Genomic DNA, 15,657 nt, shown 5'->3' with positions numbered 1-15,657 from the left:
CAAAATATGCGTGTCAAAAAGTCCGGTTCTCAGCACCACTTTTGATTATCGGACTTTTTGACTACCTATAAAAAGGTTAGGTGACAACAATGAGCGTAACAATAAAAATAAAAGACCTAGTCAAGAAATACGGCGATACGACCGTCATCCCAGAGTTGTCCTTGGAGATCAAGAAAGGCGAATTCTTCACGCTTCTCGGTCCTTCCGGGTGCGGAAAAACGACACTTCTGCGCATGATTGCTGGCTTCAACAGCATTGAAGGCGGAACAATCAACTTCAACGAACGCGTCATTAATCAGGTTGAGCCAGGCAAGCGGAATATCGGGATGGTGTTCCAGAGCTATGCGATCTTCCCTCACCTTACCGTTAAGGGAAATATTGCGTTCGGTCTAGAGAACCGGAAGCTGTCCAAGGCCGAAATCAACGACAAAGTAGAAGATATCCTCAAGGTCGTACAAATCGAGCAATATAAAGATCGCATGCCGAAGAACCTGTCCGGTGGCCAACAGCAGCGCGTCGCGCTTGCCCGTGCAATCGTCATCCACCCGGATGTACTGCTCATGGACGAACCGTTGTCCAACCTTGATGCGAAGCTCCGCGTCGATATGCGGAACGCGATTAAGGAAATTCAACGCGAAGTCGGCATTACAACGGTGTATGTAACACACGATCAGGAAGAGGCTATGGCTGTATCCGATCGCATCGCCGTTATGAAGTCAGGCGTCATTCAGCACTTGGGCACACCGCAGGAAATCTACCAACGTCCAGCCAACGTATTCGTAGCTACATTCATCGGCCGCACGAACATTATCGAAGGCAGCTTAACGCGTCAGGGCGACAACTATAAGGTGAACTTCGGTTCCGGCTATGCTGAGGAGCTTCCTAACATTCAGCTTCCGGCTTCAGCGAAGCAAAATGAATTGAATGTCAAAATCTCGGTTCGACCAGAGGAATTCGTCATTACTGAGGATCAGACGGGTATGAAGGCAACCATCGTACACAGCGTCTTTTTGGGTCAGAACACGCATTACTTCGTCGATCTGGAATCCGGTCAGCGCGTGGAAATTACACAGGAATCGAAGACAACACAGATTCTTGATCCTGGCCAAGTCGTTCATTTGAAGGTGAAAAAGGAAAAAATCAATGTATACGATGCTGCAGGTGAATTGAACTATACAAGGGGCGGTCAACTATGAGGGGGACGCGCAAACGATTTGACGTCTGGACTAACATTTCGTTCCTGATATTTGGTTTCTATCTTTTGTTCCTAGCCTTGCCTTTGTTTACGATGCTGTTCAAAAGCTTTTTCAACGGTACAACAGGCGATTTCTCACTCGCCTACTTCGTGAAGTTTTTCAGCAAGCCGTATTACACCAATGCACTATTCAACAGTATTAAAGTTACCGTCAGCGTAACCGCCCTTGCGGCGCTCATCGCAACACCGCTAGCCTATATAATGGCTACCGTTAAGATTAAAGGGGACTCAACGATTCGGATTTTGATTCTGCTCTCGTCCATGTCGGCCCCATTCATCGGTGCTTACTCTTGGATTCTTCTACTCGGAAGAAACGGCGTCATTACCAAATTCGTCAGCAATACATTTGGCTTCCAAATGCCTGACATATATGGATTTACCGGTATTTTAGTTGTCTTGACCCTGCAAATGGTGCCTCTTATCTTCATGTACGTATCCGGGGCACTCAAAAATGTGGATCAATCGCTTATGGAAGCAGCAGAGAGCATGGGCTATAAGGGCATCAACAAGATGCGCAAGGTACTGCTCCCGCTCATCACACCAACCCTGCTCGCAGGCGGTCTGCTCGTGTTCATGCGCGCGCTGGCTGACTTCGGTACGCCGATGCTGATCGGTGAAGGCTACAAGACCGTTCCTGTCCTGATCTTTACCGAGTTCATCAGTGAAGTCGGCGGCGACGACGGCTTTGCTGCCGCAATCAGTGTCATCGTTGTATTGTTCGCAACAGCAGTCTTCCTGATGCAAAAGTTTATCGCCAATCGCAAATCCATCACAATGAGTGCTTTGCACCCGCTTGAAGCGAAGAAGAAGAAAGGCATCGGCAACATCGCGGCGCATGCTGTCATCTATCTGTATACGTTAATCGCGCTGCTGCCGCAATTGTACGTCATTTATACTTCATTCTTGAAATCGAACGGCCGCGTCTTCGTTGATGGCTTCTCACTGCAAAGCTATCAGAATGCTTTCAGTAGCATCGGTGGTGTCATTACGAACACGTTCATCCTAGCTATCGTGTCGCTCGTCATCATTATCCTGCTTGCGATTCTGATTGCTTACGTAACCGTTCGCAGAAAGAATGCATTAACGAACACAATCGATATTTTCACGATGTTCCCTTACATCGTTCCTGGTTCTATCTTAGGTATCGCCTTGTTGATTACGTTCAACGATAAGCCGCTGGCACTGAGCGGAACAGCATTCATTATGATTATCTCGTTCGTCATTCGGCGTTTGCCTTATACGATTCGTTCCAGTGCAGCCATTTTGCATCAAATTAACGGCGGTATTGAGGAAGCCGCAATCAGCTTGGGCGCTTCCCAGATGAAAACATTCTTCAAGATTACACTGCCGATGATGCTCGCGGGCGTTGTCTCTGGTGCAATTCTAAGCTGGATCACAATCATTACTGAATTAAGTACCTCGATCATCTTGTATACAGGTAAGACGAAGACCGTTACGGTAGCCATTTATACCGAAGTTATTCGCGGTAACTATGGCGTGGCAGCAGCACTATCTACAATCCTGACCGTCATCACAGTCATATCGCTGCTCGTCTTCCTGAAGTTGTCCGGACAAAAAGAAGTCTCCCTATAAGAGAGGAAATTCAAAAAGTCCGCCTTTGATCACGAAGTTGCACAGGAAGTAACTCGGTACTGAAAACCAAACTTCTTGAACAACATATTTGAATGCTTCATCCACACCAAGTCGGTACCTCATCTGGAGGGCCGGCTTGGTTGTATTTGGATGATCTTCTTTCAACAACGAACCAGTATAATATGGAATGAAAGGGCTTACCGACACTGGAGGGAGACATGGAACAGAAGAAGATTCGCACCTTCAAGGAGTCAACCCGTCACTTATTTCAGCTGTATGCGGTGATTCCATTTTTGATTTTGATTGTGCTGTTTTTCATCTTTACGATCATTAACGGAAGGATGAATTTGACGCAAAAAACGACGGAGGCCGCCGAGTCGATCAGTAAATCTATGGCGGAGGTGTTTCAACAGTATCACGAGGAAATCAATCGGATGGCTATCTCACCTGCCGTGACGAAATATGTGACTACACGCTTAGGCAGCGACAAGGTGTATTCCGAATTCTATGACTTCAATAATCGGCAAAAGGTGAAGAGCATCTTCCATATCGTCGACACGGACGGCATCTTCCGAGCCAGCTCCGATTCGCCGGATGCACTCTACAACAGCTTCGCCTTCGGCAATCTCATCAACCGGATTGATCAGAAATCCGGCAACACGCTGACTGAAATGAACAGCTTCCGCTATTCCCATGATCGCGACACAAGCTACACGTTCGGCAAAGCGATCGTCAAGGATGAGCAGACGATTGGCTATATCATCTACCAGCTCTACGAATCTGACATGCAGAAGCTCATTTTCGAACAGAACAATGAGATTGCGATGATCACGGACGAGCATAACACGATCATTGCCACTACCAGCAATGTCACCAAGGGCGTATTGAACAAATTCAGTCCTAAGCTGGACAAGCAAGGACATGTTCTGTTGAACGACGGTACGTACTACATGTATACCAAGCGCATACCGGGCACACCGATTCAAGTGGTCACGCTCAATTCCTACAAGTCAGAGCAATACACCTACTACACGGTGTCTGTCTTTATTCTCGCTGCCAGCCTGCTGCTGTGGGTCATCATTCATTTCCTATCGAACAAAATGTCTGCCCGCAATTCTGAATCCGTCGATAAATTAATTCTGGCCTTGGCCCAACTTCGCGAAGGGAATTTCAACGGCTATGTCGATATTCACACGAATGATGAGTTCGAGATACTCGGCGATGAGTACAATGTGATGCTGGATCGGTTGAAGGAATTGATGATGAAAAATAAAGAGCTGTCCGAGCTACGCACGATTATCGAGGTCAAGCAGCTGCAATCGCAGTTCCATCCGCATTTCATTTTCAACGTTTTGGAGACGCTGCGATACGCCATTAAGATGGACGCCAATCAAGCGCAGCAAATCGTTATTCTGCTGTCGCGACTGCTGCGATACAGCATCGGCAATGATCGGAGCGTTCAGCTTAAGGATGACATGAATTATGTACGGGATTATTTGAAGCTGCAGCAAATCCGGTTCAATGAGCGGTTGGAATACCGCATTACCGTCGAAGAGGAAACCAATCATGTATACGTACCTAAGCTGCTGCTGCAGCCAATCATTGAAAACGCTATCAAGTATGGTTACCAAAATCAAAGCAATGTGCTTATCGAAATCCGCATCTACCCTTCTGACGGGAAGCTGATGCTGGAGGTATGCGACAACGGACAAGGCATGGACGCGGAGACACTGCTGAAGGTGAACCGAATCCTACACAGCCAAAACAATACGACACAGCATATCGGGCTCTACAATGTTCACCGCCGCTTAGTGCTGCTCTACGGCGAGGAATCCGGCATCCACATCAACAGCAAGCAAGGGACTGGCACTTGTATAACACTAACAATTCCTTACGAATGGAGTGAAGACGATGTTCAAGGTTCTGCTAGTTGAAGATGAAGATATGATACGCAGAGGCATACGCTTCAGCATTGATTGGCTGCAGTATGATTGCATCGTGATGGAAGAAGCGCTGAACGGACAGGACGGTTATGAGAAAATTTGCGAGCTGAAGCCGGATATCGTCATCACGGATATCAACATGCCCATTATGGACGGCATCTCCATGATTCGCGAGGGTTTGCAGCAGCATACGTTCAGCAGCATTATTATTTCCGGCTATAATGAGTTCCATCTTGCCAAGCAGGCACTGCAATTGGGGGTAACCGAGTTCCTCGTGAAGCCGCTGGAGGATGATCAATTGATCGCCGCCCTAGAATCGGCCAAGACGAAGGTCGATTTGCAGCGCAAATATGAGGTCATTTCGAATCATCCGCAAGAAACCGAAGAGATACTGAACAGCAAATTTATGGAGAAAGAAACGAAGACTTCGAAGTATGTATCGCAAATGATCGCGTACGTGCAGGAGAATTATGCGAAGAAAATCAGCATCCACGATCTTGTGGAGCAGCTCGACTTGAGTGCCTACTACTTAAATCAGAAATTCAAAGCTGAGACGAGCTATACGTTCAACGAATTCCTGAATCGCTATCGTATCCAAAAGTCAATCGACCTGCTGAAATCAGGCGACAACAAAGTTTACAACATTGCTCACGATATTGGCTTCAGCGACTACAAGTACTTCATCAGCATTTTCAAAAAGTACGCCCACGTCACGCCGAGCCAGTATCAAGAATTCTATGGCAGTTAGGCTGAATCAAAGAATGACGAATAACAAGCAAAGAAGCAGCGCATGCCGTTCTTACAGGCACGCGCTGCTTCTCTTCCACTCAGGAGAGAGTGATTCAGCCAGCTCGGAATTGCTACGTGCAAACCATGCTAGAAAAAGAGGTGTTCTCTCATTTTTTCATTTAGATGTTGTAATCACATTTTGAAAATTGCTGATGACTCTAATAAAAGTGCACGTTTCTGTCTAACGAACCATACCCTTTATCCTTTATTACTTACTGCTTGTGCTCTTTGCGCCATCCGACTTTGGCCCATTCGCTTTTTTAGTACCTTTGCTTGTGTAAGGTTTTGGTTTGTTTTTTGCTCTTCTTTCACTAGCTTGCCATCTAGTCCAACCCTTTTTATCCGTTCCTCTACCTGTTCCGCCCTTACCCTTAGCTTTGCTCATATAATCACTCCACGATTGTTTGTATATAGAGTTCCCTGTACCTGGGTGGTTTTAATCCTTAATCCTTAATTTGCGACCTAAGAGCTAACTATATCAAAGCTAAGCATTAGAATCAAAGTTCTCTCGCCATTGAAATATATGGAAGTGATACGTAATAATAACCCTGTCAAAGGTAGTTCTTATTTCATAGCCTGCCAACTTTTAAAATCATGAACAGCAAATCCAGCATAGCTCATATAGCGTGTTAATTGGTTATGGGCGGCTTGCAGTTCCTTTTCCATCGTTTCGCTGCTCATGGAGTAGAATGATGTCCGTGGACCCTCCGAACTTTTTACTGTCTCCACGGCAATGACAATTTTCTTTTTCAGCGTGGAAGCTTCTCTCAGCATCGCCTGCGCATTTTCCACGATCCCATTTTTGCCTAACGCATGATTGCGATAATTCATGATTACCAGGCAATCGAATTTTTCCAAAAGCCATGCGCTCATGCTGTAATCCGTCCCCGGCACTTTGATCGTATTCAGCCAATACGGAACGTCCATCGTAATTTTGAGATCGTTCTCCTTGGTTTCCTTCTCGATCAGTCGCAAGTTGTCCATCCAGCCTTCCAAAAGCACCTTATTGTCTTTCTTCCATTCGCTTAAGCGGTAAGGCTCGATATCGAAATGTAGTCCCGCAAACCTTGCCTCCGCTTCGACGGACGCATTGTAGGCGTTGACCCAAGCAATGAATTTTTTTATTTTATCCTGGTTTTTCTTATAAGCCCATTCGGGTCGTCCCTCTAGTGCCTCTACTTGAATCCCCTGTTCCTTGGCGCTGCGAACAAAGCTTTCATAGATCGCCGGGGCCATATCAGTATTAATTTGAAGGTAGATGGTAGTCACATTGCGCTCTTTAGCCAAGCTTATCGCCTTGTCTGAATCCCTTACGATCACTTGGCTGTCCCATATCCATGTCCCCTTCGGCACATTGCTGACGGCCGTCATGATGCTGACCTGATTCTGCTTCGGCTGCCATTCCACTTGAGCATGAAAGGCCTCGCTAATGAAGCGCAGCGGAACCATGGTGCGTCCGTTTTTGACCAGAGCGCCCCCACCGAATGTTACGGTTTCCCCGTTTACAATGGCATGATTTTCTCCAAGCCCCAGCGCAATCGTATCATTTTTATAGGTAAATAGGATCTGGTTCTGCGGCCTGTTCCACTTCACTGTTGCGCCAAGCTTCTCGGACACGAACTTGGCAGGAACCATAGTCAGGTTGGTAGCAGCGTCCACATAAGGGAGTTCGTCCGGGAAGGCTACTTCCCTTCCATCCACCTCGACTCGAAGTGAAGAAGCATAGACGTTAGGAATATTGAATCCAACACTCATCCCTATACATATAACTGTCATGTACAAAAGCAATCTCTTCATATGATATATGACCTCGGCTTTTCTCTTTGTAGTTCTGACATACAAGGAGATTATAAAGTGCAGAGCAATTGGCAACAAGACCCATTTCTGTATGGTGCATATCACCTAAGGTCCTAGGATTGAAGTTGAATTTGTGATTGGGATACAATGAGGAAATCTATTACCTTGCTAGGAGGCGTACATATGGTACCGCAACGAGTAAGTCTTCTCACGATTGGCGCATATCATCTGCCTTCCCTGAGAGCCTTTTATCAGCGGTTAGGATGGGCAGAAACGGAAATAAGTTCGGATGAATATGCCGTATTCAAGACGTCAGGGGTTATTCTCTCACTGTTCCCAATTGAGAAGCTGGCGGAAGATGCAGGAGTTGAAGTGCCGAAGCAGACAAATGTATTCCGTGGAGTCACGTTCGCTATCAATGTCGATGCCCCTGAACAAGTCGATTCCACCATTGAGCAAATTAGACTTGCAGGTGCACGCATTCTCCGCGAACCGAGCGATGCCTTCTGGGGAGGAAGAATTGCTTACTTCGCAGATCCGGAGAACAACTATTGGGAAGTCGCTTGGAATCCAGATTCCGTGTTTGACGAGCGAGGGGCAATGTTGACCTTTTAAAAGAAGCAGGGAGTTCATCAGCGGATGAACTCCTTTTTTACTAGCTTTTATGGGGACTGATACCTTCATCATTTCATTAAAGGATGAATCCTAAATTGGCAACCACTTACTCATAGTATCCTTCTGTTGACTTACGAAATCCCTTAAACTGATTGGCATCATGCCCGTACCATACTTGGGAGTTTGTTCGTGTGGCAAGCGTGCGGATACGATCTACCGTATTCCGGTATCCAACCGAGTCATACAGATTGCCTGGCGGTCTCACCGGTGGACCATAGCTCTCCGCCGTATAAATGGTATCGGAAGCAAGGATGATCCCACCCGTTTCCGGCATGTTGATATGCAAGCCCAGCATGCCCCAAGCATGCCCGCTTCCGAAGTTCAGCAGCGTAATGCCCTCGGCCAATTCCAGTTGATCCTCTGTCCGCTTGATCGTTTTCCACTGTAGGTTATTCTTGATCCAAGCATCGATGTCGGCCCATATGTAGCCCCCTTCTTTTTCGTTGCGGGCATATGTTTGCAAAGCTCCGTTCAGTTCGTCCTCGTGAACGATAATGGTCGCGTTCGTAAACAACTCCAGACATCCTGCATGATCCAAATGCAAATGAGAAGCCACGACATATTTGATATCCTGAGGAGATACGTTCAACTGTTCCAGTCGATTATGCAGATAACATTCCTCACTGGCTTTCCACGGAAAAAGCATTTGTATCGATTCAGCCCACCGGCCCTCCTTGCCCATTCCATTCGGATTGCAAGCTGTATCGAACAAAATCTTGCCTTCTGGATGATCAATTAACACCGTATAGACAGGAAACTCCACAAATTCGGTCGCCGCATTCGGATTCAGAACCGTAGCCGGATTATGCATGGCAAGCAACCAGTTCTTATCCATGCTCATACGGCCATTATCCATCACATACAGCTTTGGACGAGCCTTGATCACATTTGTCATCTTCATTTCCTCCCATTAAACAGCTAAGTTTTCACCTACATGTGTTTTCATTCGAAGTCCCTATTACTTTATGACTAAGAATGACGCCTATTCCGTTGATATAGACATACAATAATATATTTTATAAACTAAAATTACAAAAGTAGGCACTTTTTGGTGTCCAGGATACTTCAAGGTGCATAGGAGGGAGATCATTTGACATCTTCACCCACAACAAAGCACCCTGACATCTCGTTGGCAGGGTGCGGCTATAGCAGAGTACTTGAAATCATTTCGAACAAATGGACTTCACTCGTCATTTATGCATTGGAGAACGGAAGCATCCGATATGGGGAAATGGGAAGGAGAATCGAGGGGATCTCCAAAAAAATGCTGACGCAGACAGTACGGAAGCTGGAACGGGATGGGCTGGTTCAACGACATATTACACCAACCGTGCCTCCAGCCGTTGAATACTCGCTAACGCCCCTAGGCGAATCCTTGCTTCAGCCAATGAAAGAGCTGAGGCAATGGGCAAGGGCTCATTATGCAAGTGTCGAAGCGTCAAGAGCTGCGTATGATCTGGCGAATGAAAAAGCCCCTCAATCTTCCACAAATTAAAGTTATATAAATTATTGCTGGAAGATTCGTAAGATAAAGATATGAAAAAACAAGCATAATGACATTCCATCTCCTTCGGAATATCATTATGCTTGCTCTTTGTTAGTACCCTTACCCTTTAACAGCAGACATTTCTCGATGACCCGTTCAAGTAGTTCTGCCGTTGTTTCTCATAAATCTGCGTCTTTAATGAAAATAATCTTAACTCCAATCACCTGAGTCTGCCCGTTGACGGCATAATACACCGCATAAGCTCCATCGCCAAATCCTGTGCGAGAAACTACTCCACCATCCAGCACACCGGCCTCTTCACCGCTCCCTGTAATATCGCAGCAAGCGTAATACCATTCGCTGTCCGTATCATTGGGTTCTGTACTATCTGTATCGGCATCGGGAATTCGATATTTGCTTGCGTCAAAGATTCCGGCCTGTCCGCTATCTACACCTACAATGAAGTTCCCTTTCACCCATTCAAGGGTCTCCAGCTTATCGGCAACCGAGCTATGACAAGCAATGAGCTTGGCACAAGCTTCTCCCCAATCTTGAACCTCCGTCTTGCTTACATATGCGCTCCATGCTCCATTCAGCACATCGTCCAGCACACCCATAATGATCGTATTCTCATTCAAGTCATAGCATGGATCGGATACAACCAGTTTCCCGGAGGTGATTTCAAATTGCCCTAATGATTTGTACATCGTTTCTCCTCCCTCAAATTCCTCTGTATGTATATTGTTATTACGTCATATATTCGATACTTGATAGGCGTATCCTTTTCAAAAGAAAATGAGGAAATCTCAGTTGGAGATTAACTCTTTCGTCCTTTCTATTCCTTCTTTTTTCTCCTCTTATGCAACCTAAACACAAAGAACCCGAGAGGAGCACGCTTTATCGTGTCACCACTCGGGTTCATAGGCTTGCAGCCTTCATGTTATGCAATATTATTGGAATGTCGTAATAATAAGCCAGATATTGAGAATCGTTAATACTACGGAAGTGACCCAGGCGAGAATAACGACCCATAATTTATTTTTAAATTCGCCCATCAGTTTCTCATCGCTCGTAAAGAGGGTCAAAGGAATGATGGAAAACGGCAATGCGACGCTTAGAAATACTTGTGAATAGATCAATAATTTCTCGACTACAGATTCCGTACTCCCGAACACCAGGATACATACTACGACGGGAATAATGGCAACAAGACGAGTAATCATCCGTCTAGCCCACATCGGCATTTTCATATGAATGAAGCCTTCCATAATGATCTGCCCGGATAAGGTTCCTGTAATCGTTGAATTCTGGCCTGATGCCAGCAGGGCGACGGCAAACAGTACGCTCAGTACAGGGCTGGCAATCGCACCGACAATCGAGCTGTCATTCAGTGCACGGTATAACTGCCCCAGTGTATCCAAGGAGCCACTGTAACCGAAGAACAAGGATGCACCTAGAATAAGCAGTAAGCAGTTCACCACAAACGCGACAGTTAGCTGTATATTGGAGTCGATCGTCGCAAATTTGACTGCTTCTTTGAGTGATTTCCGATCTCCACGATCATACTGGCGTGCCTGCACAATCGACGAATGCAAATATAAATTGTGCGGCATTACCGTGGCGCCAACGATGCCTAGCGCGATAAATAATGCCCCGTCATTAAAAACGATCTCCGTTCTTGGGATGAATCCTCCAAGCATTTGAGCCACATCTGGTTGAGCGATAATGACTTCATACAGAAAAACAACAAGAATCGTTGCAATCAAGGTAACGACGATGGCTTCAATTTTCCGAAAACCAAACCGCGCTAATATCAATAGTAAAAATACATCAAGTACGGTAATAAATACACCGACGAGCAAAGGGATATTGAACAATAAATTCAGTGCCACCGCACTACCAATAACCTCAGCTATATCTGTAGCCATAATGGCCAGCTCTGTAATCATCCATAGGGCAAAGCCCCATTTTTTGCCCGTTTTCAACCGGGTTACTTGCGCCAAGTCCATTCCAGTTACAATTCCTAGCTTCGCAGACATGCTCTGCAATAGCATGGCAATCAGACTGGAGATGAGAATGACCGACAACAGCAAATAACCAAACTGCGCCCCACCCGCAATGGAGGTAACCCAGTTGCCAGGATCCATGTATCCTACTGCGACTAATGCACCCGGCCCTGAATAAGCTAGCAGCTTCCTCCAGAAACCTGCATCTTGAGGTATCGGAACCGTATTATTTATTTCCTCTAAGCTTGAGCCATTTTGTGTTTTGTGAAAGAATCTGCCTTTTCCTGACTCCATAATCAGCCCACCTTTTTTCCACTCCCAAAAATGTTTCTCTACATCAACTTTTAATCATTTTATACCTTTTTCTGAAAATTTCAAGTGTTAGACATGCTTCCTGCCACTCTTTTTATATGAAAAGGGCGGCCGTTCCCTGGTTCAATCCAGGGAAGCGACCGCCTCTTGATTCCTAACGATATGTTATTGTTATTTGACTATTAGCCTCGCACACACTCACACTACACGAGCATACCCGCAATGGCTGCACTCAGCAAGTTTGCCAGTGTTGCAGCAATGATCGCGCGGAAGCCCAGCTCAGCGAGATCCTGCCTGCGGGAAGGAGCTATACCGCCCAGTCCTCCAATAAGCAGCGCGATAGCCGCCAGATTGGCAAAGCCGCACAACGCAAAGCTGATGATGACTACGCTCTTCGGAGACAAGCTTGCAATCTCAGGCGCGAACGAAGTGTACGCGACGAATTCATTCAAGACGAACTTCTGCCCGATGAAGGAACCTGCTTGCAGTGCTTCGCTCCATGGAACGCCGATCAAGAAGGCGATCGGTGCGAACAGGTAGCCGAGAATTTGCTCGAGCGTCAATGCTTCAATGCCGAACACGCCGCCAACCCAGCCGATGATCATGTTCACTAGGAAGATGAGCGAGATGAACGCCAGAAGCATCGCTCCTACCCCGGCAGCAATTTTCAGACCGTCTGAGGCACCGCGAGCAGCAGCGTCGATCACATTACGGGACTCCGTATCCTTGACCATCTGAACCTTTTCCACTCGAAGATGGTGATCAGTTTCCGGCATCATGATCTTGGCCATCAACAAGCCGCCTGGTGCTCCCATGAATGCTGCCGCAAGCAAGTATTCGATCGGTACGCCGAGCATCGCATATCCGCCAAGGACGGAGCCGGATACGCACGCCAGCCCGCCGACCATAATCGCGAACAGCTCCGACTTGGTCATTTTCTCGATATAAGGCTTAACAACAAGCGGCGCTTCGGTTGGACCGAGGAAAATATTCGCTGCCGCTGACATGGATTCCGTTTCGCTCGTCTTGAGTACTTTAGATAGAAATCCGCCAATGATTCTTGTTGCCCACTGCATAATGCCGAGGTAATACAGAACTGCGATTAAGGAACAGAAGAAAATAATGATCGGCAGCACCTGCAGTGCGAACGTAAAGCCCGCCTTCTCTGCCCCGAGTATCCCGCCGAACAAGAACTGAATCCCCGCATTCGTGGAATCAATGATGCTCTGTACAACTTTGGATAAGTAGTTCAACATCGTCTTGCCGAATTCCCACTTCAGTACGATTAACGCAAAGATGAATTGAATCGCGAACGCGCCAATGACCGTTCTCGGGTTAATCGACTTGCGATTTTTAGATAATGCCAGCGCTATAACGAGAATGCCTAAAATTCCTAGAAGCCCCCAAATGTATTGCATATACAGATCCTTTCTTCATCGAGTCTATGGCCAAGATTGTAATACGAAAGGGTCGGATAGACCTCTTCATTTTCACTTGCATGAATTCGAATATTCTATGTTAGTTTATGGATTTTAATACATCAACTAGCATTCCCTTAAACGCATCGCGATCGATCGCTTCACATACACGAACATTGCGCGTACGCTCCAATCGATTGTTGATGTCGACTAGGCTGTAGCCTCTAGTCAGCTCGCCCACCGTCTCTACATCAACATGATAGAGATGAGAGTTCGTCATAATCGACTCATCTGCCGCAACTGCGGCCAGCAATGTATCTGGATGCGTCGTACCATTCAGACGGTGAACGGTCTTGTTGAAGCGCATGACGACCTTGTTCACGTCCTTGAAGAATTTCGCACCCTTTGTGCCGAGCTGCTCGATTTCCGCATGGTCGTTGTCGTCCATGATGGAATATTGCGTACACATTTCCCAGCCAACCATCGTGATTGGAATACCTGAGTGAAGCACGATCTTAGCCGCTTCTGGGTCAACATAGAAGTTGTACTCTGCCGTCGGCGTGATGTTGCCGAGCGCATTGTTCGTGCCGCCCATAATATACAGATGCGGGATTAACGGTATAATTGTCGGGTCCTTCTTGATCGCCATCGCAATATTCGTCAGCGGCGCAATCGCCAGCAGATGGATTTCCCCAGGATTGTTATGCACCGTATCAATTAAGAAATCAACCGCATGTCCAGTTGCAGGGGATTGAATCGCCTTTTCGAAAAAGGAATCGCCCATCCCGTCCTTGCCGTGAACATCCTCAACAGTACGATGCTCTTTATGGCCAAGTCCCATAAGTGGGCCTTCATATCCTTTGTACACCGGAACCTTGCCGCTATGTCCTGCAACTTGAACCGTATACAGTGCATTTTCCACCTGTTGATCGAACTGCACATTACCGCCTGTAATCATAATGCCTTCGACTTGGAAATAGTGAAGGGCCGTTAAGATCGCGATTGTATCGTCTCCTGCTGTGTCGGTATCAATAATGACGCGTTTCTTCTCTGACATTATGACTCCCTCTTCTCTGTTGCTTTTTTCGCTAGGTCTGTCATGTAATCGAAGAATGCATCGCGGTCTACATCGTATACGACCTGTACCGGACGACCGTCTGCCGTTTCTACCGTACGGCCTTGGCTAGCACCTTCGGTAATTACCTTGCTATTCACCGTCTGTACCTTCACAAGATCGCTCTTGCCAACGAAGGCAGTCGTTAATACATCCCACAGATAGTACGTCGAGTTCGTAGAGAAATGAACGAGCGGCGGCACCATTGCGTAGCATTGACCGAGGAAATCAACCCCGATATGCTTGCGCTCTGCAGCCCAGCGTTCACGAACATCCAATGTAAGCGGTACTTGGTTCGTGCTTTCCAGCGCTACGAGATCAATCTCGATTCCGCTCTCCCACACGCGAGCAGCAGCATCCGGATCCCAGAATACGTTCCATTCTGCTGTTCCATCATGCTCAGGCTCATGCACATTACCCGCTTCGCGGAATGTACCGCCCATCCATACAAGGCGTTCTACCTTCTCTTCAATTGTTGGATCCATATCTAATGCGCGAGCAAGATCAGTCAGCGGACCTGTGAATAATAAGGTCGTCTTGCCTTCCGTTGCACGCAGCGTATCAATAATGTGTTCATGTGCCGGCTTGTCCGCAACCGGAGTTACGACCTTGCCAGATTCATTCAAGAGCGGCAGAGCATCCACATAGAATGCATGCATGCGCCAGTCTTTCGGGAAAGGATTTTTCCCACGCGAATTAGACGCAGCTACATCTAGCCCGCCTGTTCCGAAGCGATCAATGATTTTACGGCTTGCAAACATCGCTGGTTCTAAGTAGCAATCCGCTGGAATAACGGATACACCTGTTAACTCAACGTTATCCATTTGCAATAACAAAAACAAAGAAATCAAATCATCAACGCCGCCATCGTGGTTAAAATAAATCTTTTTCTTCATCTTGTCTCCATTCCATACATCAACACTTCATGTGAAGTAAATGTATTCTATGTTATGTCCGTACAAAGTGTCGCAAAACCGAACAAACAAAAATGATTTTTATCGTATTATTCGGATTCCGTTATAAATAATACTAAATTTTCTTTTAAAAATATATAGTTAAAAGAAAAAAATATTCGATTCTAAAGTATTAATAGGGAGAATTGTCACTTATTCCTATCTAACAAACGATACTTCCTCTCCCCAGTCCCGTACATCCCTCGCTTATTGCAAAGAAATGTCCTCACCGCGAAGAGAGGACATCCGTACATGATCTATCATAATAGCTCATAAGCCCCTTAATGAACTTGGACACTAAGAGTGTATATGATTT

Annotated in this window: 14 protein-coding genes; 6 read left to right on the top strand and 8 right to left on the bottom strand. The window is 46.4% G+C overall.

The features are described 5' to 3' along the window. Window positions 1–89: 89 nt before the first annotated feature. The 4 genes from PBN151_RS17440 to PBN151_RS17425 all read left to right on the top strand — a co-directional run bounded on the left by PBN151_RS17440 (window position 90) and on the right by PBN151_RS17425 (window position 5,539). On the top strand, window positions 90–1,196 hold the full coding sequence (locus PBN151_RS17440; protein WP_021255469.1) for an ABC transporter ATP-binding protein: 1,107 nt from the start codon (window positions 90–92) through the stop codon (window positions 1,194–1,196). Continuing rightward, a complete protein-coding gene (locus PBN151_RS17435) occupies window positions 1,193–2,848 on the top strand; it encodes an ABC transporter permease (protein ID WP_021261118.1) in 1,656 nt (551 codons plus the stop codon). The genes PBN151_RS17440 and PBN151_RS17435 overlap by 4 nt, the downstream gene beginning before the upstream one ends. A gap of 218 nt (window positions 2,849–3,066) precedes the next feature. Beyond that, the gene (locus tag PBN151_RS17430) at window positions 3,067–4,782 is read left to right on the top strand and encodes a sensor histidine kinase (RefSeq protein ID WP_072730033.1); all 1,716 of its coding nucleotides are present in this window, start codon (window positions 3,067–3,069) and stop codon (window positions 4,780–4,782) included. Beyond that, window positions 4,760–5,539 (top strand): response regulator transcription factor, encoded by a 780-nt coding sequence (locus PBN151_RS17425; RefSeq protein WP_072730032.1) that lies wholly within the window; start codon window positions 4,760–4,762, stop codon window positions 5,537–5,539. Before PBN151_RS17430 ends, PBN151_RS17425 begins: the two co-directional genes overlap by 23 nt. A gap of 249 nt (window positions 5,540–5,788) precedes the next feature. On the opposite strand, the gene PBN151_RS17420 is transcribed toward PBN151_RS17425, so the two are convergent. Together PBN151_RS17420 and PBN151_RS17415 are read right to left on the bottom strand one after the other, a co-directional pair. Next, complete coding sequence (locus PBN151_RS17420) at window positions 5,789–5,965, bottom strand: DUF3934 family protein (RefSeq protein WP_072730031.1); 177 nt, start codon at window positions 5,963–5,965, stop codon at window positions 5,789–5,791. Window positions 5,966–6,144: 179 nt separating this feature from the next. Beyond that, window positions 6,145–7,377, bottom strand: a complete 1,233-nt coding sequence (locus PBN151_RS17415) for a copper amine oxidase N-terminal domain-containing protein (RefSeq protein ID WP_072730030.1) — start codon at window positions 7,375–7,377, stop codon at window positions 6,145–6,147. Between the two features lie 183 nt (window positions 7,378–7,560). Here PBN151_RS17415 and PBN151_RS17410 point away from each other — a divergent pair, with 183 nt between their 5' ends. Then, window positions 7,561–7,992 (top strand): VOC family protein, encoded by a 432-nt coding sequence (locus PBN151_RS17410; protein ID WP_072730029.1) that lies wholly within the window; start codon window positions 7,561–7,563, stop codon window positions 7,990–7,992. Between the two features lie 106 nt (window positions 7,993–8,098). On the opposite strand, the gene ahlS is transcribed toward PBN151_RS17410, so the two are convergent. Beyond that, window positions 8,099–8,947, bottom strand: coding sequence for an AhlS family quorum-quenching N-acyl homoserine lactonase (ahlS, locus tag PBN151_RS17405; RefSeq protein ID WP_072730028.1), 849 nt, complete (start codon window positions 8,945–8,947; stop codon window positions 8,099–8,101). 195 nt (window positions 8,948–9,142) lie between these two features. Here ahlS and PBN151_RS17400 point away from each other — a divergent pair, with 195 nt between their 5' ends. Further along, on the top strand, window positions 9,143–9,547 hold the full coding sequence (locus PBN151_RS17400; RefSeq protein ID WP_021255478.1) for a winged helix-turn-helix transcriptional regulator: 405 nt from the start codon (window positions 9,143–9,145) through the stop codon (window positions 9,545–9,547). Between the two features lie 170 nt (window positions 9,548–9,717). On the opposite strand, the gene PBN151_RS17395 is transcribed toward PBN151_RS17400, so the two are convergent. The 5 genes from PBN151_RS17395 to PBN151_RS17375 all read right to left on the bottom strand — a co-directional run bounded on the left by PBN151_RS17395 (window position 9,718) and on the right by PBN151_RS17375 (window position 15,284). Further along, the gene (locus tag PBN151_RS17395; RefSeq protein WP_072730027.1) at window positions 9,718–10,245 is read right to left on the bottom strand and encodes a DUF4241 domain-containing protein; all 528 of its coding nucleotides are present in this window, start codon (window positions 10,243–10,245) and stop codon (window positions 9,718–9,720) included. A 243-nt stretch (window positions 10,246–10,488) separates the two neighbouring features. Next, entirely contained in the window at window positions 10,489–11,838 is a 1,350-nt protein-coding gene (locus PBN151_RS17390) for an Nramp family divalent metal transporter (RefSeq protein ID WP_072730026.1), read from the bottom strand. Between the two features lie 221 nt (window positions 11,839–12,059). Next, entirely contained in the window at window positions 12,060–13,274 is a 1,215-nt protein-coding gene (locus PBN151_RS17385) for a NupC/NupG family nucleoside CNT transporter (protein ID WP_072730025.1), read from the bottom strand. Window positions 13,275–13,374: 100 nt separating this feature from the next. After that, window positions 13,375–14,331: a nucleoside hydrolase gene (locus tag PBN151_RS17380; protein ID WP_072730024.1), complete on the bottom strand. Its 957-nt coding sequence runs from the start codon at window positions 14,329–14,331 to the stop codon at window positions 13,375–13,377. After that, entirely contained in the window at window positions 14,331–15,284 is a 954-nt protein-coding gene (locus tag PBN151_RS17375; RefSeq protein ID WP_021255485.1) for a nucleoside hydrolase, read from the bottom strand. Before PBN151_RS17375 ends, PBN151_RS17380 begins: the two co-directional genes overlap by 1 nt. Window positions 15,285–15,657: the final 373 nt, after the last annotated feature.

It is taken from the genome of Paenibacillus sp. NAIST15-1, assembly GCF_001894745.1.
Classification (GTDB): domain Bacteria; phylum Bacillota; class Bacilli; order Paenibacillales; family Paenibacillaceae; genus Paenibacillus_B; species Paenibacillus_B suaedae.
The sequence above is the reverse complement of the archived record's forward strand: the minus strand, read 5'-3'. Positions and strand labels throughout refer to the sequence as shown.